General features: G+C 74.2%; 20 protein-coding genes. 3 read left to right on the forward strand and 17 right to left on the reverse strand.

Annotation, left to right across the window (positions count from 1 at the left end; all coding sequences use genetic code 11):
• Nucleotide 1: 1 nt before the first annotated feature.
• The 7 genes from ACWPWV_RS17750 to rimP all read right to left on the reverse strand — a co-directional run bounded on the left by ACWPWV_RS17750 (nucleotide 2) and on the right by rimP (nucleotide 7,976).
• A complete protein-coding gene (locus tag ACWPWV_RS17750; RefSeq protein ID WP_454044223.1) occupies nucleotides 2–1,006 on the reverse strand; it encodes a bifunctional riboflavin kinase/FAD synthetase in 1,005 nt (334 codons plus the stop codon).
• A gap of 137 nt (nucleotides 1,007–1,143) precedes the next feature.
• Nucleotides 1,144–2,127 (reverse strand): tRNA pseudouridine(55) synthase TruB, encoded by a 984-nt coding sequence (gene truB, locus ACWPWV_RS17755; RefSeq protein ID WP_454044224.1) that lies wholly within the window; start codon nucleotides 2,125–2,127, stop codon nucleotides 1,144–1,146.
• Nucleotides 2,108–2,551: a 30S ribosome-binding factor RbfA gene (rbfA, locus tag ACWPWV_RS17760; protein ID WP_251150676.1), complete on the reverse strand. Its 444-nt coding sequence runs from the start codon at nucleotides 2,549–2,551 to the stop codon at nucleotides 2,108–2,110. Before rbfA ends, truB begins: the two co-directional genes overlap by 20 nt.
• 273 nt (nucleotides 2,552–2,824) lie before the next feature.
• A complete protein-coding gene (gene infB / locus ACWPWV_RS17765) occupies nucleotides 2,825–5,674 on the reverse strand; it encodes a translation initiation factor IF-2 (RefSeq protein ID WP_454044225.1) in 2,850 nt (949 codons plus the stop codon).
• 195 nt (nucleotides 5,675–5,869) lie between these two features.
• Complete coding sequence (locus ACWPWV_RS17770; protein ID WP_454044226.1) at nucleotides 5,870–6,154, reverse strand: YlxR family protein; 285 nt, start codon at nucleotides 6,152–6,154, stop codon at nucleotides 5,870–5,872.
• A 116-nt stretch (nucleotides 6,155–6,270) separates the two neighbouring features.
• A complete protein-coding gene (gene nusA / locus ACWPWV_RS17775) occupies nucleotides 6,271–7,356 on the reverse strand; it encodes a transcription termination factor NusA (RefSeq protein WP_454044227.1) in 1,086 nt (361 codons plus the stop codon).
• Entirely contained in the window at nucleotides 7,356–7,976 is a 621-nt protein-coding gene (gene rimP, locus ACWPWV_RS17780; RefSeq protein ID WP_454044228.1) for a ribosome maturation factor RimP, read from the reverse strand. Before rimP ends, nusA begins: the two co-directional genes overlap by 1 nt.
• Before the next feature lie 122 nt (nucleotides 7,977–8,098).
• Here rimP and ACWPWV_RS17785 point away from each other — a divergent pair, with 122 nt between their 5' ends.
• Together ACWPWV_RS17785 and ACWPWV_RS17790 are read left to right on the forward strand one after the other, a co-directional pair.
• Nucleotides 8,099–8,740: a hypothetical protein gene (locus tag ACWPWV_RS17785; protein WP_454044229.1), complete on the forward strand. Its 642-nt coding sequence runs from the start codon at nucleotides 8,099–8,101 to the stop codon at nucleotides 8,738–8,740.
• On the forward strand, nucleotides 8,668–9,297 hold the full coding sequence (locus ACWPWV_RS17790) for a DUF4439 domain-containing protein (RefSeq protein ID WP_454044230.1): 630 nt from the start codon (nucleotides 8,668–8,670) through the stop codon (nucleotides 9,295–9,297). Before ACWPWV_RS17785 ends, ACWPWV_RS17790 begins: the two co-directional genes overlap by 73 nt.
• A 37-nt stretch (nucleotides 9,298–9,334) precedes the next feature.
• Here ACWPWV_RS17790 and ACWPWV_RS17795 read toward each other — a convergent pair whose 3' ends face one another.
• Nucleotides 9,335–11,197 carry a proline--tRNA ligase gene (locus ACWPWV_RS17795; protein ID WP_454044231.1) on the reverse strand — a complete coding sequence of 621 codons (1,863 nt, stop codon included), beginning with the start codon at nucleotides 11,195–11,197 and terminating at the stop codon, nucleotides 9,335–9,337.
• A 33-nt stretch (nucleotides 11,198–11,230) separates the two neighbouring features.
• On the opposite strand from ACWPWV_RS17795, the gene ACWPWV_RS17800 reads away from it, so the two are divergent.
• Complete coding sequence (locus ACWPWV_RS17800; RefSeq protein WP_454044232.1) at nucleotides 11,231–12,148, forward strand: Fpg/Nei family DNA glycosylase; 918 nt, start codon at nucleotides 11,231–11,233, stop codon at nucleotides 12,146–12,148.
• Nucleotides 12,149–12,191: 43 nt separating this feature from the next.
• Here ACWPWV_RS17800 and ACWPWV_RS17805 read toward each other — a convergent pair whose 3' ends face one another.
• The 9 genes from ACWPWV_RS17805 to pyrH form a co-directional block, all read right to left on the reverse strand.
• Nucleotides 12,192–13,121, reverse strand: coding sequence for a GNAT family N-acetyltransferase (locus ACWPWV_RS17805; RefSeq protein ID WP_454044233.1), 930 nt, complete (start codon nucleotides 13,119–13,121; stop codon nucleotides 12,192–12,194).
• A gap of 4 nt (nucleotides 13,122–13,125) precedes the next feature.
• Nucleotides 13,126–14,265 (reverse strand): flavodoxin-dependent (E)-4-hydroxy-3-methylbut-2-enyl-diphosphate synthase, encoded by a 1,140-nt coding sequence (gene ispG / locus ACWPWV_RS17810; protein ID WP_454044588.1) that lies wholly within the window; start codon nucleotides 14,263–14,265, stop codon nucleotides 13,126–13,128.
• A gap of 143 nt (nucleotides 14,266–14,408) precedes the next feature.
• Complete coding sequence (locus tag ACWPWV_RS17815; protein ID WP_454044234.1) at nucleotides 14,409–15,719, reverse strand: M50 family metallopeptidase; 1,311 nt, start codon at nucleotides 15,717–15,719, stop codon at nucleotides 14,409–14,411.
• Nucleotides 15,720–15,791: 72 nt separating this feature from the next.
• Complete coding sequence (gene dxr, locus ACWPWV_RS17820; protein WP_454044235.1) at nucleotides 15,792–16,991, reverse strand: 1-deoxy-D-xylulose-5-phosphate reductoisomerase; 1,200 nt, start codon at nucleotides 16,989–16,991, stop codon at nucleotides 15,792–15,794.
• A gap of 43 nt (nucleotides 16,992–17,034) precedes the next feature.
• Nucleotides 17,035–17,586, reverse strand: a complete 552-nt coding sequence (locus ACWPWV_RS17825) for a DivIVA domain-containing protein (RefSeq protein WP_454044236.1) — start codon at nucleotides 17,584–17,586, stop codon at nucleotides 17,035–17,037.
• Complete coding sequence (gene rlmN, locus ACWPWV_RS17830; RefSeq protein WP_454044589.1) at nucleotides 17,583–18,674, reverse strand: 23S rRNA (adenine(2503)-C(2))-methyltransferase RlmN; 1,092 nt, start codon at nucleotides 18,672–18,674, stop codon at nucleotides 17,583–17,585. Before rlmN ends, ACWPWV_RS17825 begins: the two co-directional genes overlap by 4 nt.
• Nucleotides 18,675–18,787: 113 nt before the next feature.
• Nucleotides 18,788–19,684 carry a phosphatidate cytidylyltransferase gene (locus ACWPWV_RS17835; RefSeq protein ID WP_454044237.1) on the reverse strand — a complete coding sequence of 299 codons (897 nt, stop codon included), beginning with the start codon at nucleotides 19,682–19,684 and terminating at the stop codon, nucleotides 18,788–18,790.
• A 29-nt stretch (nucleotides 19,685–19,713) separates the two neighbouring features.
• Nucleotides 19,714–20,271, reverse strand: coding sequence for a ribosome recycling factor (gene frr / locus ACWPWV_RS17840; RefSeq protein WP_454044590.1), 558 nt, complete (start codon nucleotides 20,269–20,271; stop codon nucleotides 19,714–19,716).
• A gap of 51 nt (nucleotides 20,272–20,322) precedes the next feature.
• Nucleotides 20,323–21,081, reverse strand: a complete 759-nt coding sequence (pyrH, locus tag ACWPWV_RS17845; RefSeq protein ID WP_454044238.1) for a UMP kinase — start codon at nucleotides 21,079–21,081, stop codon at nucleotides 20,323–20,325.
• Nucleotides 21,082–21,084 lie beyond the last annotated feature (3 nt).

Raw genomic sequence — 21,084 nt, forward strand, 5'->3', positions numbered from 1 at the left:
CTCACTCCCCCGCGTCGGCGGCGAGCACCGTGCGCGCGCGCGCCACGTCGTCGTGCATCTGCGCGACGAGGGGCTCGACGCCGTCGAACCTCAGGGTCGGCCGCAGCCTGTCGACCAGCTCGAGGACGACGTCCTCGTCGTACAGGTCGAGGTCCGTGCGGTCGAGCACGTAGGCCTCGACGCGCCGCTCCACGCCGTCGAACGTCGGGTTCGTGCCGATCGAGATCGCGGCGGGCAGCCGGACGTCCGGGTGCTCGGGGTCCGCCGCGGCGAGCTGGGGGCGTTCGAGCCAGCCCGCGTAGACGCCGTCCGCCGGGACCATGCCGGCGATCTCGCCGAGGTTGGCCGTCGGGAAGCCGAGGTCGCGACCGCGCGCGTCGCCGTGCACGACGGCTCCGCGCACGCGGTGGTGACGCCCGAGGATGCGCGCCGCCTCCCGGACGTCGCCGGCCGTGAGCAGCGCGCGGACGCCCGTCGACGACCAGCGGGCGTCGTGCCCGGCGTCGCCCTCCGTGACGGGGACGCCCTGGTGCTGGCCCACGTCGTCGATCGCGACGACCTCGAACCCGTGGCGCGCGCCGAGCTCGACCATCGTGGCGAGGGTGCCCGAGTTGTCCCGGCCGAACCGGACGTCGTGCCCGACGACGACGGTCCCGGCGTGCAGGCCGTCGACGAGATACGTCTGCACGAACTCCTCGGGCGTCTGCCGCGCGAAGTCGAGGGTGTACTCGACGAGGAGCACGGCGTCGAGACCCGTGCCCGCGAGCAGCTCCATGCGGTCCGCGATGCCCGTGATGAGCTCCGGTGCCTCGTCCGGCCGGTGCACCGCGGCCGGGTGCGGGTGGAACGTCACGGCGACCGCGCGGGCGTCACGGGCCCGGGCGAGGTCGACGATGCGCCCGAGGACCTGCGCGTGGCCGCGGTGGACGCCGTCGAAGTTTCCGAGGGTCACGACCGTCGGGCCGAACCCCGGCGGGACCTGGCTGAGGTCCGTCCACAGGTGCACGCGAGAACTCCTCGGGGTGGTCGTGGTGGGGTCACCGGTCCACGGGCGACGCGGGGCGGCGTCGGCCGTGGCCGCGCTGGACAAGCCTGCCACGACCGGGCCGCGACGCCGAACCGGGTCGTCGTCCCGGACCCCGGTCATGCCGGGGGGAGCACGAGGACCGGGCGCGCGAGGTCCTTCCCGCCCCGGCGCGTGTCCTCGAGCAGCGCGACGAGATCCCCGCCGGGCGCGACGGCCGCCGTCGTCCCCGGCGTCCCGGACGCGGGGACCCACTGGCCGTAGGACAGCGCGGTCGCCTCCTGCGGCGTGACGTCGCGCACCGGGAACGTGGCCCGGGCGGCGTCGGCCAGCGGGAGCGTCCGGAGCACGCCGTCGCGGTCGGCCTGCGCCTCGGCGTCCTCGAGGGTGACGGCGCCGTCGAGCGCGTAGCCGCCGACCCGCGTGCGGCGCAGCGCGGTGAGGTGGCCACCGACGCCGAGGGCGGCCCCGAGGTCGCGCGCGAGGGCGCGGACGTACGTGCCGGACGAGCACACCACGGTGACGTCGAGGTCGAGAGCGGCGGAGGCCGCGTCGGGCACGCCGGACGAGCCGGGCGCGACGGGGCGCACGTCGTGCACGGCGAACCGCGAGACGGTCACCGGCCGGGCCGCGAGCTCGACCTGCTCGCCCGCGCGGACGAGCGCGTACGCGCGCTTCCCGTCGACCTTGATCGCGCTCACGGCGCTCGGGACCTGGAGGATCTCGCCCGTGAGCCGGGCGACCTCGGCGTCGAGCGCCGGGCGCGCGACGCCGGACGCGTCGGCCCGGTCCACGACCTCGCCCTCGGCGTCGTCCGTCGTGGTCGTCACGCCGAGCCGCACGGTCGCCGTGTACTCCTTGTCGGCGCCCACGACGTAGGTGAGCAGCTTCGTCGCCCGGCCGACGCCGAGCACGAGCACCCCGGTCGCCATCGGGTCGAGCGTCCCGGCGTGCCCGACCTTGCGCGTGCCCGCGAGCCGACGGACGCGCCCGACGACGTCGTGGCTCGTCCAGCCGGACGGCTTGTCGACCACGACCAGCCCGTCGGGCGCGGTCGGGCGCCGCGGCGGGGGCGCGGGGCGGTCAGTCCTCGGCGCGCTCATCGCCCTGCTCGGGCGTGCGGTACGGGTCCTCGTCGCCCGCGAAGGACTTGCCCTCGCGCAGCGCAGCGAGCTCGGCGTCGCGGCGCCGCGCCTCGATGAGCGCCGCGTCGAGGTGCGCGGCGGTCTCCGGCACGGAGTCCAGGTGGAACTCGAGCGTCGGCGTGAGGCGGATGCCCGTCTGCTTTCCGACCTCCGAGCGGATGATCCCCTTGGCGCTCTCGAGCGCGGCGGCGGTGCCCTCCCGCTCCTCGTCGGTGCCGTAGACCGTGTAGAACACCGAGGCGTTCTGCAGGTCGCCGGTCACGCGCACGTCGGTGACGGTGACGAACCCGAGCCGCGGGTCCTTGATCCGCGTGTCGAGCATCTGCGCGACGATGACCTTGATCCGGTCGGCGAGCTTCCTCGCCCGAGGGTGATCGACCATGACTTCTTCCTTTCGTTCCGCCAACACTGCCCCACCCTGCCGCGCCCGCGGCGGACGCGCCCGAGAAGGGCGTCGTACGACCGGGGTCAGGGAGGACGAGGGCGTGCCGCAGCGAGGGCGGCGGCGGGTCGTGGCGGGTCTGGCGGGAGCCCGCGAGGCACGAGCGGGCGGATGGTAGACCCGCCGCCGCCCTCGCGGAGGTACGCCCGGGGCCCGGACGCACAGACGCCGACCGGGGGCGGGCGCTGGGCCCACCCCCGGTCGTCGGTCACGTCAGGAACGCGGCTTCTCCCGCATCTCGAACGTCTCGATCGTGTCGCCGATCTGCAGGTCGTTGAAGGACCCGAGCCCGATACCGCACTCGTAGCCCTCGCGGACCTCGGTCGCGTCGTCCTTGAACCGCTTGAGCGACTCGACCGTGAGGTTGTCCCCCACGACCTTGCCGTCGCGCAGGACGCGCGCCTTGGCGTTGCGGCGGATCTCGCCGGACCGCACGATCGACCCGGCGATGTTGCCGAACTTGGAGGAGCGGAAGATCTCGCGGATCTCCGCGGCGCCCAGCTGGGCCTCCTCGTACTCCGGCTTGAGCATGCCCTTGAGGGCCGCCTCCACGTCCTCGATCGCCTGGTAGATGATCGAGTAGAAGCGGACGTCGACGCCCTCGCGCTCGGCCAGGTCCTCGACGCGCTCGCCGAACTTCACGTTGAAGCCGATGATGATCGCGTTGTCGACCGTCGCGAGGTTGACGTCGTTCTGCGTGATGGCACCCACACCGCGGTGGATGACGCGCAGCTCGACCTCCTCGCCGACGTCGATCTTGAGCAGCGCGTCCTCGAGCGCCTCGACGGCACCGGACACGTCGCCCTTGAGGACGAGGTTGAGGGTCTCGACCTTGCCCTGCTGGAGCGCCTGCGTGAAGTCCTCGAGGCTGATGCGCTTGCGACGCTTGGCCAGGAGGGCGGCGCGCTCGGCGGCCTCGCGCTTCTCGGCGATCTGGCGAGCCGTGCGCTCGTCGGGCGCCACGAGGAACGTGTCGCCCGCGCTCGGCACGGACGCGAGACCCAGCACGAGGACCGGGCGGGCGGGGCCCGCCTCGGTCACGGCGTTGCCGTGCTCGTCGAACATCGCGCGGACGCGGCCGTGGGCCGTGCCGGCGACGATCGCGTCCCCGACGTGCAGCGTGCCGGACTGGACGAGGACGGTCGCGACGGCGCCGCGGCCCTTGTCCAGGTTCGCCTCGATGGCGACGCCGCGCGCGTCCTTGTCCGGGTTGGCGCGCAGGTCGAGCGAGGCGTCGGCCGTGAGCAGGACGGCCTCGAGGAGGTCGTCGATGCCCATGTTCTGCTTCGCGGAGACGTCGACGAACATCGTGTCGCCGCCGTACTCCTCGGCCACCAGGTTGTACTCGGTGAGCTGCTGGCGGATCTTGGCGGGGTTGGCCCCCTCCTTGTCCACCTTGTTCACCGCGACGACGATCGGGACGTTCGCCGCCTGGGCGTGGTTGAGCGCCTCGATGGTCTGCGGCATGACGCCGTCGTCGGCGGCCACGACGAGGATCGCGATGTCCGTCACCTGGGCACCACGGGCACGCATGGCGGTGAACGCCTCGTGACCCGGGGTGTCGATGAAGGTGATGGCGCGGTCGTTGCCCTCGTGCTCGTGGCGCACCTGGTAGGCACCGATGTGCTGCGTGATGCCACCGGCCTCGCCCGCGACGACGTCCGTCTGGCGGATCGCGTCGAGCAGCTTGGTCTTTCCGTGGTCGACGTGGCCCATGACGGTGACGACCGGCGGACGGGCCGCGAGCTCGTCGTCGCCCTCGGCCTCGAGCTCGGCGTCCAGGTCGATGTCGAAGGACCCGAGCAGCTCGCGGTCCTCCTCCTCGGCCGAGACCATCTCGATGACGTAGCCGAGCTCGACCGCGAGCGTGCCGAACGTGTCCTCGTCGAGCGACTGCGTCGCGGTCGCCATCTCACCGAGGTGGAAGAGCACCGTGACGAGGCTCGCCGGGTTCGCGTCGATCTTGTCGGCGAAGTCGTTCAGGGACGAGCCGTGCCGCAGGCGGACGACCGTCTTGCCGTTGCCACGGGGCACCTGCACGCCGCCGAGCGACGGCGCCTGCATCTGCTCGAACTCCTGGCGCTTCGCCCGCTTCGACTTCCGTCCACGGACCGGGCGACCACCGGCGCGACCGAACGCACCCTGGGTCGACCCACGACCGGCGCCACCGCGGCCGCCGCCACCACCGGGACGACCGGCGAAACCGCCGCCGGCGCCGGGGGCACCGCCGCCGCCACCGGGACGGCCGCCGAAGCCACCACGGCCTCCGCCGCCACCGCCACCGCCGGGACGACCGCCGGGAGCAGGACGCTCACCGGGACGACCGACGGAGGTGCGGCCGGGCATCATGCCCGGGTTGGGGCGCGGGCCGCCGGGACGCGGCGCGGGACGGGGACCGCCGGGGCGGGGACCGCCCGGGCGCTCGCCGCCGGCGGCCGGGGCACCGGCGTCGGAGCGCTCCGGCCGGCTGCCCGGACGGGGCATGCCCTGGCTGGGCGCGAACGGGTTGTTGCCCGGGCGCGGGGCCCCGGGGCGAGGTCCGCCCTGGCGCGGCATGCCCTGGCTGGGCGCGAACGGGTTGTTGCCCGGGCGCGAGGCGCCGGGGCGTGCGCCCGGTCGCGGCGCGGGCGTGTTGGAGCCACCGCCCGGCTTGGGCGAGGCGGTCGGCTTCTGCGCGGGGGCCGGAGCCGGTGCCGGAGCCGGCGCGGGGGCCGGTCGCTCCGTCGGCGCGGCCTTGGCCGCGGGTGCCTGCGGGGCGGGCGCCGGGGCCGGCGCCTCGGCGGCCGGGGCCTCCGTCGCGGGGGCCGGGCGCGGCTCCGCCTTCGGGGCGGGTTTCGGCGCTGCGGGCCTCGACGGCGCCGCGGGCGCCGGTCGGGCGGCCGCAGGGCGGCTCGGCGCTGCTCCCCCGGCGGGGAAGGCGTCGCGCAGCTTGCGGACCACCGGTGGTTCGATGGTCGAGGATGCCGAGCGGACGAACTCACCGAGCTCCGTCAGCTTGGTCATGATGGTCTTGCTCTCCACCCCGAGCTCCTTCGCGAGCTCGTAGACGCGGACCTTTGCCACAACTCTCCTGTCTCGGCCCGCCCCGGACAGGGAGGACCGTCGTTAGTGCTGGGTGCTCATCGCTGGGTACTCATCGGGTGCCCATCGGCTTCTAACCCGCTTCCTTGTCGACGTGTCGTGCAGTGCGGCCGTGCGTGCGGCCACAGGATGACCCGGCCCGGATCGTCCGGGGTCCCGGTCGTGACGCGCGGTAGGTCAGTCCTTCTCCTGGTGGACCTCGACGACGGCGCGGACCGCGGCGAGGTCGAGCGGGCCTGCGTGTCGCAGTGCCCGCGGGACGGCCCGCCGGCGTTCCGCCGCCTCGAGGCACCGCGCCGTCGCGTGGAGCCACGCGCCGCGCCCTGGGAGCGACCGCCCGGCGTCGACCACGAGCCGGGGCTCGTCGGTGCTCGTGCCGGACCGGTCGACGACCAGACGGAGGAGGACGGATCTCAGGTCGCGCTCCCGGCACCCGACGCACGTACGGACCGGACCCTGCACCGGTTCTCCGGCGGTCAGGGGGTGATCCGTGGGCATGGTCGAGGTGCGGGCACGCGGCCCGGTCGATGACAGTCTAGCGCGCTGCCCCGCGGTACGTGACCGAGGCACCCTGCGCGCTACCGCTCCGCGGGCTCTCGACCTGCGGTCGGAGCCTCGCCGACGGACGCGTCCCGCTCGGTGGGAGCCGCCCCCTCGCCGCCCTCGTCGGAGCGGATGTCGATGCGCCACCCCGTGAGCTTCGCGGCGAGCCGGGCGTTCTGCCCCTCCTTGCCGATCGCGAGGGAGAGCTGGAAGTCCGGGACCACGACGCGGGCGGAACGGGCCTCCGCGTCGACGACCGTGACGGACGACACACGGGCGGGCGACAGGGCGTTCGCCACGAAGCGCGCCGGGTCGTCGCTGTGGTCGACGATGTCGATCTTCTCGCCGTGCAGCTCGGCCATGACCGCGCGGACGCGCGAGCCCATCGGCCCGATGCACGCGCCCTTCGCGCCGAGGCCCGGGACCGTCGAGCGCACCGCGACCTTCGACCGGTGACCGGCCTCGCGCGCGATCGCGGTGATCTCCACGGAGCCGTCCGCGACCTCGGGGACCTCGAGCTCGAAGAGCTTGCGCACGAGGTTCGGGTGCGTGCGGCTCAACGTGATCTGCGCGCCCTTCATTCCCCGCGCGACCTCGAGGACGTACGCGCGCAGGCGCTCGCCGTGCACGTACTCCTCCGTCGGGACCTGCTCGTGCGGGGGCAGGACCGCCTCGGTCCCCCCGACGTCGACGAGCACGACGCGCGGGTCGCGGCCCTGCTGGATGACCCCGGCGAGGACCTCGCCCTCCTTGCCGCGGAACGTGCCGAGGATCTGGTCGTCCTCGGCGTCCCGCAGGCGCTGCACGATGACCTGGCGCGCCGTGGACGTCGCGATGCGGCCGAAGTCCGCCGGCGTGTGGTCGAACTCGGGACCGTGCTCGACCGGACCGCGGGGCGCGTCCTCGGCGTCGTCCTCCGACGGCGCGGCCGGCAGCTCCTCGCGCGCCCACACGGTCACGTGGCCGGTCTTGCGGTCGAGCTCGACGCGCGCCCGGGCGTAGGCGTCGGGGGTGCGGTGGTACGCGGACAGCAGAGCCTGCTCGATCGCGGCGACGAGGACGTCGAGGCTGATGTCCTTCTCGCGCTCCAGCAGGCGCAGCGCGCTCATGTCGATGTCCATCAGACCTCCTCGTGGTGGGGACCGCGACCCGCGGTCTCGTCGTCGGCGTCCACCGTGTCGTCGGCGTCGAGCCCGGGCAGGTCGGCCTCGAGCGCACGCTTCAGCTCGACCTGGACCTGGCCGCGCACGACGTCCGCGAGCGGGACGGCACGGTCCGTCGTCGACCCGCGCGGGCCGGCGACCTCGAGGTGCAGCCCGGCGTCGTCGACGGCCCGGAGCCGCCCTTCGACGGTCTTCCCGTCCGTCAGCACGAGCCGCACCAGGCGTCCGCGCGCCCGCAGGAAGTGCCGGCGCTCCGTGAGCGGCCGGTCGGTGCCGGGCGTCGAGACCTCGAGCGTGTAGGCGCCCGGGAGCGCGTCCAGCGCGTCGAGGGCGGCGGAGATCGGGCGCGTCGCCTCGGCCACCGCGTCCAGGTCGAGGCTGCCCTGCGCCTCCTCGGGAAGGTCGAGGACCACCCGCACCACGGACCGCGCACCGGCGCGGGACACCGTGACGTCCTCGAGGAAGAGGCCAGCCTCGCTCACCACCGGCTCGAGTCCCCGGCGCACGCTCTCCCGGAGCGCGTCACCGCCTCTGCCGCCGGTCTCCCCAGCGGCCTGTCGGCCCGCCTGCCCTGCCATCACTCAGCTCCTGTCCGCTCCCACGCCGGGCACGGATACGACCGGTGTGTTGTTGTGCTGTCTGCTCGACCAGGGTCCAGCGTAACGACTCGCGCACCCGGAGCATGACATCATCGCCCCCGATGACACCCGACGCCACCGCTGCCCGCCCCGCGCCCGGAGCCCCCGGGCGGGTCGCTCCGCGCAACCCTCGGACCCCGGCCACCGGGCGACGGCGGCGCGCGGCGACGCTCACGGCGCTCGCCCTCGTGACGTCGCTGCTCGCGGCGGGGTGCGGCGTGCGGCTCGAGACCCCGGAGCCCACGGAGCCGAGCCCCGACGTGCACGAGGTCGTCCGCCGGACGGCCGTCGACGACGCGCTCGCCGTCGCGGACCTCGTGACCCGTGCCACCCCGACCGTGACCGACCCCGCCGTGCTCGCCGCGCTCGACGACGCGGGCCGCTTCGCCGAGGAGCACGCGCAGGCGCTCGGCGGCGTGTACGACTCGGGTCTTGCGGACCCCGCGGCGGACGACGGCGACGGCTCCCCCGACCCGGTCGAGGTCACCACCTCGCCGGCCGCGGGCGACGCGGGGACGGCGACGGCGACGGCGGGGACGGTGACGGCGGGGACGGCGGCACCGACGGTGGCGGAGACGACGCACCGGGCGCCGGCACCGGGGACCCGACGACCGGTGGGCCGAGCCCCGCCGTGCCGACCACGGACGACGTCGTCACCGCTCTCGTCGGGGCGGCGCAGCGCACGCGCGCGTCGGCCGACGTGACGCAGGACCGCGAGCTCGCCCGGCTGCTCGCCTCGGTCGCGACGTCGGAGCACGTCTCGGCGAGGCGCCTCGCCGCCGCGACGGGCTCGGCGGCGGCGGCGGACCTCGACGCCGCCGTCGTGCCGGTCGAGGAGGCGCCCTCGGGGGTGGGCGCCGCCGACCTCGCGACGCTCGTCGCCGCCGAGGACGCGGCCGGGTATGCCCTCGAGGTGCGCGGCGCGCAGGTCGACGGGGAGGCGCGCACCGCGGCCGTGGCCCGGGCCGCGCAGCACCGTGCGCGGGCCCAGGCCTGGGCGCTCGCCGCCGGGACCGACGGGACGGACCAGGATCCCCGGCGGACCGCCTACGTGCTCCCCGACGGCGAGGACCTCACCACGCTCGCCCGGCGCCTCGAGACCGACCTCACGACGTCGTACGCGTCGCTCGTCGCGACCGCCGCGGCGGAGTCCCGGGGCGACGCGCTCGCGCTGCTCACGGACTCCTGGCTCGCCGCGCTCTCGTGGGGCGCCACGCCCGTCGCGTTCCCCGGGCTGCCGGAGCAGCAGACCGCCTCCTGAGGGGTCGCTGCTCCGGCGGCGCCGGGGTCGGTGCCGGTCAGGCGAGCAGGGCGTCGACCTGCTGCACGACGTGCTCGACGGCGTCGGCCACCGCGACCTGCACGCCCTCGCCCGCCCGGGGGCGCACCTCGACGACCCCGTCGGCCAGGCCGCGGCCGACGACGAGCAGGAGCGGCACGCCGAGCAGCTCGGCGTCCTTGAACTTCACGCCCGGCGAGACCTTCGGGCGGTCGTCGTAGACGACCTCGACACCGCGCGCGACGAGCTCGTTCGCCAGGCGCTCGGCCTCCTCGAAGACGGCCTGGTCCTTGCCCGTGGCGAGGACGTGGACGTGGGCCGGGGCGACGTGCGCGGGCCACGCCAGGCCGGCGTCGTCGTGGTTCGCCTCCGCGAGCGCGGCGAGCACGCGCGTCACGCCGATGCCGTAGGAGCCCATCGTCACGACGACCTGCTTGCCGTTCTCGTCGAGCACCGTGAGCCCGAGCGCCTGCGCGTACTTGCGGCCGAGCGCGAAGATGTGGCCGATCTCGATCCCGCGCGCGAGCTCGAGCGGGCCCGAGCCGTCGGGTGCGGGGTCGCCCGCGCGCACCTCGGCGGCCTCGACGGTGCCGTCGGCGGAGAAGTCCCGCTCCGCGACGAGGTCGAACACGTGGCGACCGGTCTCGTTCGCGCCGGTGATCCAGCGGGTGCCCGCGACGACGCGCGGGTCGAGCAGGTAGCGGATCGAGTGCCGCACGGGCTCGCCGTCCTCGCCCTCGACCACGTCGCGCTGGACGTTCGGGCCGAGGACCTGCGGGCCGAGGTAGCCCTTGACCAGCTCCGGGTGCGCGGCGAAGTCCGCATCCGTCGCGGGCTCGACCTCGGCGGGCTCGAAGGCCGCGCCGACGCGCTTGAGGTCCACCTCGCGGTCGCCCGGCAGCCCGACGACGACGACCTCGCGGCGCCCGTCGGGGTGCGTCACGGCGAGGACGACGTTCTTCAGCGTGTCGGCGGCGGTCCACGCGCGGTCGGCGCGCGGGTGGTGCTCGTCGGCGAAGGCGACGAGGGAGTCGATCGTCGGCGTGCCCGGCGTGTCCTCGACGTGCGCGGCGGGCGCGTCGGCGTAGTCGACCGCGTCCGGGACCGGGGTGACGACGGCCTCGACGTTCGCGGCGTACCCGCCGGCGGAGCGCACGAAGGTGTCCTCGCCGATCGGCGTCGGGGTGAGGAACTCCTCCGACCGCGAGCCGCCCATCGCGCCCGACGTCGCGGCGACGACGACGTACTCGAGACCGAGCCGCTCGAAGATGCGCCGGTACGCGGCGCGCTGCGCCTCGTACGAGCGCTCGAGGCCGTCGTCGGACACGTCGAACGAGTACGCGTCCTTCATGACGAACTCGCGTCCGCGGATGAGGCCTGCGCGCGGCCGCGCCTCGTCGCGGTACTTCGTCTGGATCTGGTAGATCGTCAGCGGCAGGTCCTTGTACGACGAGTACAGGTCCTTGACGAGGAGCGTGAACATCTCCTCGTGCGTCGGCGCGAGGAGGTAGTCGCCGTCCTTGCGGTCCTTGAGCCGGAAGATGTTGGGCCCGTACTCCGTCCACCGGCCCGTCGCCTCGTACGGCTCCTTGGGCAGCAGCGCGGGGAAGTGCACCTCCTGAGCGCCCGCGGCGGCCATCTCCTCGCGGACGACGGCCTCCACCTTGCGCAGCACGCGCAGGCCCAGCGGGAGCCACGTGTAGATGCCGGGGGCGGCGCGGCGGATGTAGCCCGCGCGCACGAGGAGCCGGTGGCTCGCGACCTCGGCGTCGGCCGGGTCCTCGCGCAGCGTCCGGACGAACAGGGAGGACAGGCGCAGCAGGTCGGCAGCGCCGGTGCTGGAGCGGCGCACGGGGACGGCGCCGGACGTGACGGAAGACATGCGCCCAACCCTACCGGCGGGGAGGATGGGCCCATGCCCGAGCTCCCCGAGGTGGAGGCCCTCGTCCGCTTCCTCGACGACCGCGCCACGGGACGCACCGTCGTCGCCGCCGACGTCGCGCAGATCGCGGCGCTCAAGACGTTCGACCCGCCCGTCACGGCGCTCGTCGGCGGCACCGTCACGGGGGCGCGCCGGCACGGCAAGTGGCTCGACCTCGTCGTGGCGCCCCCGGCAGCGCCCGGTGGACCGGGCGCCGACGACCTGCACCTCGTGTTCCACCTCGCCCGCGGCGGGTGGCTGCGCTGGTCGGAGAAGGCGCCCACGACGCCCGTGCGACCGCGCCTCGGTGGCGGCGGCGGCGGGAAGATCGCCGCGCTCGCGCTGCGCGTGCGGTTCGACGACGGGTCCGGCTTCGACCTCACGGAGGCCGGCACGCGCAAGCGGCTCGCGGTGCACGTCGTGCGGGACCCGGCCGAGGTGCGCGCGATCGGGACGCTGGGCGTCGAGCCGCTGGACCCGGGGTTCACGACCGAGGTCCTCGCCGGGCTCATGGCGGCGCGGAACCAGCAGGTCAAGGGGCTCCTGCGCGACCAGTCCTTGATCGCGGGCATCGGCAACGCGTACTCCGACGACATCCTCCACGCCGCACGGACCAGCCCGTTCAAGCTCACGCGCTCGTTCACGCCCGACGAGGTCGCCCGGGTGCACGCCGCGGTGGGCGAGGTGCTCGGCGAGGCGGTCGCCGCGTCGTCGGGCCGTCCGGCCGCCGAGCTCAAGGACGCGAAGCGCTCCGGGATGCGCGTCCACGGGCGGACGGGCCAGCCGTGCCCCGTGTGCGGGGACGCGGTGCGCGAGGTGAGCTTCGCCGACCGGAGCCTGCAGTACTGCGCGACGTGCCAGACCGGCGGTCAGGTGCTCGCCGACCGTCGCCTGTCGCGCCTGCTCAAGTGACGCGGCGCCGGAGCCACCGGGAGCCGCCGGCCGGGGCGGCCGGTCAGAACAGGACGGTCGCGAAGGTGCCCACCTGCTCGAACCCGACGCGGCGGTACGTCGCGAGCGCCCGCGTGTTGTAGTCGTTGACGTAGAGCGAGACGACGGGCGGGCGGACCGAGGACCCGGGCGGCGTCGCCCGGGCGAGCGCGACCACCGCCGCCATCCCGGGCGCGGAGAGCCCGCGACCGCGGTAGCGCGGGTCGACCCACACGCCCTGCACCTGGGCGACCCGGTCCGTCACGGCACCGAGCTCCGCCTTGAACACCACGTGGGTCTGCGCGCCGGACCCGCCGAGACGGACGAACGACCGCCCGGCCGTGACGAGCGAGCGCACCCGCTCCTCGTACGCCCGGCCACCGCCCTCGACGGGCGAGTACCCGACCTCCTCGGTGAACATCCGCACGCACGCGGGCAGGACGACCGGGACCTCGGCGACCGTCGAGCGACGGACGGACGGGTCCGGCTCGACGTCGGGCGCACGGTCGAGGGCGAGCGACGGCTGGTCGGCGCGCACCTCGCGCGGTGCCGGCCACGTCTCGGCGAGCACGCCCCACAGCGCGAGGACCGCGTCGCGCTCCCCGACCACCGAGGACGAGCGGCGACCGGCGCGGTGCGCGAACGCCGCGAAGCCGGCCACGGCGGCCCGGCGGTCGGCGTCGTCGAGCGCGGGCGGGACCACCGGCACGAGGTTGGCGCCCGCCCAGCACACGGCCTGGAGCGGACCTCGCGCGGGGAAGCCCCACGCGTGACCGCCCGCGGCGCGCAGGCCGACGCGCAGCGCGACCTCCAGGCGCGCGGCCGCGAGCGCCGAGGCGACCGGGTCCGTCGCGCAGACGGCGAGCGCCTCGGGCACGTCCGCGTCGGTGAGCTCGCGCGCGTCCGACCCGGCCCGCGGCCGCAGGGCCGGGACCGACGGACGCCAGCGTGCCACCGTCTCAGCCCACGGTGACGACCGGCGGACCGGCCTGCGCGTCGTTCTCCGGCGTCATCGTCTCGGCGATGCGCATCGCCTCCTCGATGAGCGTCTCCACGATGAGCGACTCGGGCACGGTCTTGACGACCTCGCCCTTGACGAAGATCTGGCCCTTGCCGTTGCCGGACGCGACACCGAGGTCGGCCTCGCGCGCCTCGCCCGGGCCGTTGACGACGCAGCCCATGACCGCGACGCGCAGCGGGACCTCCATGCCCTCGAGGCCGGCGGTCACCTTCTCCGCGAGCGTGTACACGTCGACCTGGGCGCGGCCGCACGACGGGCACGAGACGATCTCGAGCTTGCGCGGGCGCAGGTTGAGCGCCTGCAGGATCTGGTTGCCGACCTTGACCTCCTCGACCGGCGGCGCCGAGAGCGACACGCGGATCGTGTCGCCGATGCCCTGGCTGAGGAGCGCGCCGAACGCGGTCGCGGACTTGATCGTGCCCTGGAACGCCGGCCCGGCCTCGGTCACGCCGAGGTGCAGCGGCCAGTCCCCCGCCTGGGAGAGCAGCTCGTAGGCCCGGACCATGACGACGGGGTCGTTGTGCTTGACGGAGATCTTGAAGTCGTGGAAGTCGTGCTCCTCGAACAGCGACGCCTCCCACACGGCCGACTCGACGAGCGCCTCGGGCGTCGCCTTGCCGTACTTCGCGAGCAGGCGCGGGTCGAGCGAGCCCGCGTTCACGCCGATGCGCAGCGAGACGCCCGCGTCCTTGGCCGCGCGCGCGATCTCCTTGACCTGGTCGTCGAACTTGCGGATGTTGCCCGGGTTCACGCGCACCGCGGCGCAGCCCGCGTCGATCGCCGCGAAGACGTACTTCGGCTGGAAGTGGATGTCCGCGATGACGGGGATCTGCGACTTCCGCGCGATCGCGGGCAGGGCCTCCGCGTCGTCCGCGCTGGGGACCGCGACGCGCACGATGTCGCAGCCCGACGCCGTGAGCTCGGCGATCTGCTGGAGCGTGGCGTTGATGTCGGTCGTGGGCGTCGTCGTCATGGACTGGACGCTGATGGGAGCGTCCCCGCCGACCTCGACCTTGCCGACCCGGATCTTGCGGGTCGGGCGTCGCGGCGCGAGGACCGGGGGCGGGGCAGCAGGCATTCCGAGGCTGATGGGTACGCTCACGTCCCTAGTATCCCCCGCGACGGTGCCCGACGGCGCACGCCGGCCCTGTCCGGGACGTCACCTTCCCGGTCGGTCCGGCACATCGTCGCGGAACCTCCACACGGCGTCTGACCAGCGCGCTAGGTGAGCCGAACCGGGTCGACGATGTCCGCGAGGATGAGCAGCGCCCCGACGCCGACGAGCACGACGAACATCACGTACGCGACGGGCATCATGCGCGCGACGTCCGCGGGGCCCGGTCGCGGGAGGCCCCGCACGCGCGCGACCGTGCGCTTCGCGCCCTCGTAGAGCGCGTTGACCACGTGCCCGCCGTCGAGCGGGAGGAGCGGGATGAGGTTGAACACGAACAGCGCGACGTTGAGCGCCGCCAGCAGGAGCAGGAACTGCTGGACCTGGGCGACCACCTCGCTGTCGCTGCCCGCGATGTCCACCGCGACCTGCCCCGCGCCGACGATGCTCGCGACACCGTTCGGGTCGCGCGGCGCGTCCGTGAACGTGGCGTGCACGGCGTCGGCGACCTTGGCCGGCAGCGTCACGACGATCGCCGCCGTGCCGGTCACCTGCTGCCACGTCGCGTCGAGGGCGGTGCCGACCCCGAGCGGCTGCCGTTCGGCCGACGGCGTGAAGCCGACGAAGCCGGCGGGCTCCGTGACCGGCTCGCCCGCGTCGTCGACGACGGGCGTCCCGTCGTCGGCGACCACCTGGCGCTGCACCTCGACGGGCGTGATCGAGAGCGTCACGTCCTCGCCGCCGCGCTCGACCACGACGGGGACGGTCTCGTCGGCCGCCCCGCGGATCATGCCGGAGAGCTGGTCCCACGAGTCCACGGGGGCGCCGTCGAACGACACGACCGTGTCGCCGGGCTCGAGACCGGCCGCCGCGGCGGGCGACTCCGGGTCCCCTGCCGCGCACCGCGCCTGCTCGGCGGTCACCGTCCCCGAGACGCACGGCGTGACGCTCGCGACCGTCGTCGTCGCGGCGGGCAGGCCGATGCCGACGAACACGATCAGCGTGAGCACCACGGCGATGAGCAGGTTCATGAACGGGCCGCCGAGCATGACGACGACCTTCTTCGGTGCGGAGAGGTTGTAGAACGCCCGGTGCTCCTCGCCGGGACGGATCTCCTCGGTGCTCGCGTCGCGCGCGTCGGCGACCACCTGGGAGAAGAAGCCCTGACCGCGCGGTCGTGCGCCGGCCGGTGCGGGCGGCATCATCCCGACCATGCGCACGTAGCCGCCGAGCGGGACGGCCTTGACCCCGTACTCGGTCTCGCCCCGGCGGCGCGACCACAGCGTGGGGCCGAAGCCGACCATGTACTGGCTCACGCGCACGCCGAACCTCTTCGCGGGCACCATGTGACCCACCTCGTGCAGGGCGATGGACACCACGAGCCCCAGCACGAAGACGGCGACGCCGATCACGACTGCCATGCGTTCCTCAACCCGTCCCTCGACCCGTCGCTCATCGACCGGTCCTCGTTCCTCGATACCGCCGAGCCGCGTTCACCGTCGGCCCAGCAGCTCGTGCGCTCGCGCACGCGCCCAGTCCTCCGCGGCGGACACGTCGTCCAACGTCACGCGCTCGGCCGCGGTTCCCTCGTGCGCCGCGAGCACGCGCTCGACGGTCGCCACGATGTCACCGAAACCTGCGCGTCCGCTGAGGAACGCGGCGACGGCCTCCTCGTTCGCCGCGTTGTAGACCGCGGGATGGGTCGCGCTCGCGGCGACCGCGGAACGGGCCAGGCCGACGGCGGGGAACGCGGTGTCGTCGAGGGGCTCGAACGTCCAGGAGGTCGCCCGCGTCCAGTCGCACGGCGGCGTCACGACGTCGAGACGCTCGGGCCAGCTGAGGCCGAGGGCGATGGGCAGGCGCATGTCGGGGGGCGACGCCTGCGCGACGGTCGAGCCGTCGACGAACTCCACCATGGAGTGCACGACCGACTGCGGGTGCACGACCACGGTAATGTCGGCGACCGGCACGTCGAACAGCAGGTGCGCCTCGATGAGCTCCAGGCCCTTGTTCATGAGGCTCGCCGAGTTGACGGTGACGACCGGGCCCATGGCCCACGTGGGGTGCGCGAGCGCCTGGTCGACCGTCGCGGCCTTCACGGCGTCCGCCGCCCAGCCCCGGAACGGCCCGCCCGACGCGGTGAGGACCAGCCGGCGCACCTCCCCGCGCGCCCCCGACCGCAGGCACTGCGCGATGGCCGAGTGCTCCGAGTCGACGGGCACGATCTGGTCGTCGCGCTGCTGCGCCGCGCGCACGAGCGCGCCGCCGGCGACGAGCGACTCCTTGTTGGCCAGGGCCAGGGTCGACCCCCCGCGCAGCGCGGCGAGCGTGGGGCCGAGGCCGACGGAACCCGTGACGCCGTTGAGCACGACGTCGCTGCCCCGTCCCGCGAGCTCGGCGGCGGCGTGCGGCCCGGCGAGGAGCTCCGGGGCGGGGCCGCGCCCCGCGAACGCGTCGGCGAGCGCCGCGTCGAGCGCGCGCGCCCGGGTCGCGTCGGCCACCGCGACCGCCGCGACGCCGAGCTCGGCGGCCTGGCGCGCGAGCAGCCCGACGTCGCCACCCCCCGCCGTCAGCGCGTCGACGCGGAACCGGCCGGGGTGCGAGCGGACGACCTCGATCGCCTGCGTCCCGATCGAGCCGGTCGACCCGAGGATCGTCAGGGAGCGAGGTGCGGAGGACGGGCGGTCGGGCATGGGCCCATCTTCCCAGGTCTGCCGGCCGCGGCGCACCGGCTCGTCACTCGACGCCGAGCAGCACCTCGATGGCCCGCGCGAAGAACGCGTCGACCGCACCTTCCGCGTAGCCGTCGCGGCCCCGCGCACGCCCGAAGGTCGCGGCACGGACCTCGGCGGCCGTGATCGGGACCTGACGGTCGAAGTAGGCGACGAGCCGGTCGCACAGCTCGTCCACGTCGTCCATGTCGTACGCGGGCTTGCCGCGCTCGGCGGGCGCGAACTTCTCGCCGTCCGGCCGCCCCAGGCGCCCGTACAGCGTCCGGGCGCGCTCCGCGAGCGCGTTCATCCAGGCCTGCTGGCCGTGCGCCGCGACGTACTCCGCGCGCTGACGGGCGATGAACGCGCCCTCGAGACGGTCGAGCGCGGCGTCCACCTCGTGCGTGTCGTAGCCGCCCCGGATCAGGTCGAACACGGACGTCTGGATCTCGGTGCTCGTCAGCCGGTCCGACGCACGTCCCTCGTACACGTCGCGCGCGTGCTCGAAGAAGTCGTCGACCTCCTCGGGGTCGTACCCGTTCCGCGTCTTCGAGACCGTGGTGAACAGCGAACTCACTCGTCCTCCTCTGCAGCGAGCTGCCCGCAGGCGCCGTCGATGTCGCTGCCGCGGGTGTCACGGATCGTCGTCGGGATCCCGTGCCCGCGCAATCGTGCCACGAACTCCGCCTCGACGGCAGGGTCGCTCGCGGTCCAGATGGACCCCGGCGTGGGGTTGAGCGGGATGGGGTTGACGTGCACCCAGCCGCGCCCGCGCGCGTTGAGCTTCTCGCCGAGGAGGTCGGCCCGCCAGGCGTGGTCGTTCATGTCCTTGATGAGCGCGTACTCGATGCTCACGCGACGGCCCGTGACCTCGAAGTAGTGCCGCGCGGCGTCGAGCGTCTCGTCGACGCTCCACCGGGTGTTGATCGGCACGAGCTCGCTGCGCAGGTCGTCGTCGGGCGCGTGCAGCGAGAGGGCGAGCGTCACCGGGATGCCCTCGTCGGCGAGCTTGCGCATCGCCGGGACGAGGCCCACGGTCGAGACCGTGATGTTGCGGGCCGACATCCCGAGGCCGTCGGGCGCGGGCGCGACGAGCCGACGCACGGTGCCCATGACGGCCTTGTAGTTGGCCATCGGCTCGCCCATGCCCATGAAGACGAGGTTGTTGAGGCGGGTCGGGCCGCCCGGGATCTCACCGTCGGCGAGCGCCCGCCCCGCGGCACGCACCTGCTCGACGATCTCCGCGACCGACAGGTTGCGCGTCAGGCCGAGCTGTCCCGTCGCGCAGAACGGGCACGCCATGCCGCAGCCCGCCTGGCTCGACACGCACAGGGTCGTGCGCTGCGGGTAGCGCATGAGGACGGACTCGACCTTGGCGCCGTCGAACAGGTGCCACAGGGTCTTGACCGTCGTCCCGCCGTCGGCCTCCATGCGACGGGCGGCCGTCAGCAGCGGGGGGAACAGCGCCTCGGCGAGGACGTCGCGCGACGCCTTCGGCAGGTCCGTCATCGCCTCGGGGTCGCGCGTGAGGTGCGCGTAGTAGTGCGTCGCGAGCTGCTTGGCCCGGAACGGCTTCTCGCCCAGCGCGACGACGGCCTCCCGCACCTCCTCCGGCGCGAGGTCGGCGAAGTGCCGCGGCGGCTTGCCGCGCCGCGGAGCGGACATGACGAGCGGGAGCGGCGTCGACTCCGCCGAGGGGCGGACCGAGCGGGCAGGGGGCGGGGCGGGCGGACGGACGGTCATGGAGGGTCCAAGCGTGGGGGGCGGGGCGCGCCGTGTCACACGGCCATGGTGAGCAGCACGTAGACGAACGGTGCGGTGAGGAGCATGGAGTCCAGCCGGTCCAGGATGCCTCCGTGACCGGGCAGGAGCGACCCCATGTCCTTCAATTCTAGGTCGCGCTTGATCATCGACTCGGCGAGGTCCCCGATCGTCGCCGTGAGCGGCGCGAGGATCCCCAGCGCGACGCCCACGAGAGGGCTGGCGCCGAGACCCACGACGGCCCCGACGACCCCGACCCCGGTCGCGAGGACGAAGGAGCCCGCAAGGCCCTCCCAGGACTTCTTCGGGCTCACCGACGGCGCGAGCGGGTGCCTGCCGAAGAGCACGCCCGCGACGTACCCGCCGACGTCGTTCGCCACGGCGAGGAGGATGAACAGGAGCACCTTGGTGCGCCCGTCGTCCTGGGCCAGGAGCAGCATGACGAACCCGCCCATGAACGGCAGGTAGGCGGCCGCGAACGTCCCCGCGGCGGCGTCGCGCACCGCGGCGGTGCCCGACCCGTCGATGACGCGCCACACCACCACGCCCGCGACCGTGAGCATGAAGGAGACGAGCAGCGCCTCGGGACCCGAGTAGTACGACGAGACGAGGATCCCGACGGTCCCGACGAGCAGCGGCAGCACCGGCACGTGCAGGTCGCGGCGCTCGAGAGCCTTGGCGAGCTCCCAGACGGCCGCCCCGACGGCGAGGACGGCAAGGGCGACGAACGGCTCGGGCCGGAACGCGAGGCTCGCGGCGACGACGACGAGGAGCCCGAGGCCCACCGCGATCGCCACCGGGAGGTTGCGTCCCGCGCGCGGGGCGCGGCCGCTCGCCGCGCCCCCGGGCTCCGGACCGTCGGCCCGGCCCGCGGACGGGTCGGCGCCTGCGGTGGACGGGAAGATGTCTGACATGGGCACGGTGCTCCGGAGCCGGGGTCGGCTCAGACCTCGAGCAGCTCGCTCTCCTTGCCGACGAGGAGGGCGTCGATCTGGTCGACGTGCTGCTTGGTCAGGCCCTCGAGCTCCTTCTCGGCGCGCGCGACCTCGTCCTCGCCCGCCTCGCCGTCGCGCGCGATGCGGTCCAGCTCCTCCTTGGCGCGGCGTCGCACGTTGCGGATCGAGACCCGCGAGTCCTCCGCCTTCGACTTCGCGAGCTTCACGAAGTCCCGACGACGCTCCTCGGTGAGGGCGGGCAGCACGACGCGGATGATGTTGCCGTCGTTCGACGGGTTCACGCCGAGGTCCGAGTCGCGCAGCGCCTTCTCGATCGCCGACATCGCGCTCTTGTCGAACGGCGACACGATCATCGTGCGGGCCTCGGGCGTCTGGAACGAGGCGAGCTGCTGCAGCGGGGTCGGGGCACCGTAGTAGTCGACGGTGATCTTGCTGAACATCGCGGGGTTGGCCCGGCCGGTGCGGATGGTGGCGAAGTCCTCCTTGGCCACCTCGACCGCCTTGTCCATCTTCTCCTCTGCCTCGAGGAGGGTCTCGTCGATCACCCAGTGCTCCTTCGTTCGGTCGGTCACGTCTCGTCGTCTGCGAGCTGCTCGTCAGTCCGTCGTGACCAGTGTGCCAATATTCTCGCCGACGAGGGCCCGGGTGACGTTGCCCGGCTCGCCCATGCCGAAGACGCGCATGCGCACGTCGTTGTCGCGGCACAGGCTCAGGGCCGTGGCGTCCATGACGCCGAGGTCCTTGACGAGCGCGTCCGTGTAGGTCAGGTGGTCCAGCTTGACGGCCGTCGGGTCCTTGCGCGGGTCGGCCGTGTAGACGCCGTCCACGCCGTTCTTGCCCATGAGGACCTCGTGGCAGTGCGTCTCGAGCGCACGCTGGACGGAGACCGTGTCGGTCGAGAAGTACGGCATGCCGGCGCCGGCGCCGAAGATCACGACGCGCCCCTTCTCCAGGTGACGGATCGCACGCAGCGGGATGTAGGGCTCGGCGACCTGGCCCATCGTGATCGCCGTCTGCACGCGCGTCTTCACGCCCGCCTGCTCGAGGAAGTCCTGGAGCGCGAGGCAGTTCATGACCGTGCCCAGCATCCCCATGTAGTCGGCGCGCGCGCGGTCGAGGCCGCGCTGCGACAGCTCGGCCCCGCGGAAGAAGTTGCCGCCGCCCACGACGATGGCGACCTGGACGCCCTGCGCGACCGCGTCGGCGATCTCGCGGGAGACCCGCTGCACGACGTCGGGCGCGAGCCCGATCTGTCCCCCGCCGAAGGTCTCGCCCGACAGCTTGAGGAGGACGCGACGCGGGGTCGCGCCGTCGGAACCGTCACGGGTCTGGTCGGCTGTGCTCACTGTCGCCACCTG

The organism is Cellulosimicrobium sp. Marseille-Q8652, from assembly GCF_965112045.1.

Excerpts from the sequence above, each read along its gene's own strand:
- truB (WP_454044224.1), bottom strand. The coding sequence starts at position 2,127 with ATGAGCGCGCCGAGGACTGACCGCCCCGCGCCCCCGCCGCGGCGCCCG.
- rbfA (WP_251150676.1), bottom strand. The coding sequence starts at position 2,551 with ATGGTCGATCACCCTCGGGCGAGGAAGCTCGCCGACCGGATCAAGGTC.
- nusA (WP_454044227.1), bottom strand. The coding sequence starts at position 7,356 with ATGGACATCGACATGAGCGCGCTGCGCCTGCTGGAGCGCGAGAAGGAC.
- rimP (WP_454044228.1), bottom strand. The coding sequence starts at position 7,976 with ATGGCAGGGCAGGCGGGCCGACAGGCCGCTGGGGAGACCGGCGGCAGA.
- ACWPWV_RS17785 (WP_454044229.1), top strand. The coding sequence starts at position 8,099 with ATGACACCCGACGCCACCGCTGCCCGCCCCGCGCCCGGAGCCCCCGGG.
- ACWPWV_RS17795 (WP_454044231.1), bottom strand. The coding sequence starts at position 11,197 with ATGTCTTCCGTCACGTCCGGCGCCGTCCCCGTGCGCCGCTCCAGCACC.
- ACWPWV_RS17800 (WP_454044232.1), top strand. The coding sequence starts at position 11,231 with ATGCCCGAGCTCCCCGAGGTGGAGGCCCTCGTCCGCTTCCTCGACGAC.
- ispG (WP_454044588.1), bottom strand. The coding sequence starts at position 14,265 with ATGCCTGCTGCCCCGCCCCCGGTCCTCGCGCCGCGACGCCCGACCCGC.
- ACWPWV_RS17815 (WP_454044234.1), bottom strand. The coding sequence starts at position 15,719 with ATGGCAGTCGTGATCGGCGTCGCCGTCTTCGTGCTGGGGCTCGTGGTG.
- dxr (WP_454044235.1), bottom strand. The coding sequence starts at position 16,991 with ATGCCCGACCGCCCGTCCTCCGCACCTCGCTCCCTGACGATCCTCGGG.
- rlmN (WP_454044589.1), bottom strand. The coding sequence starts at position 18,674 with ATGTCCGCTCCGCGGCGCGGCAAGCCGCCGCGGCACTTCGCCGACCTC.
- ACWPWV_RS17835 (WP_454044237.1), bottom strand. The coding sequence starts at position 19,684 with ATGTCAGACATCTTCCCGTCCACCGCAGGCGCCGACCCGTCCGCGGGC.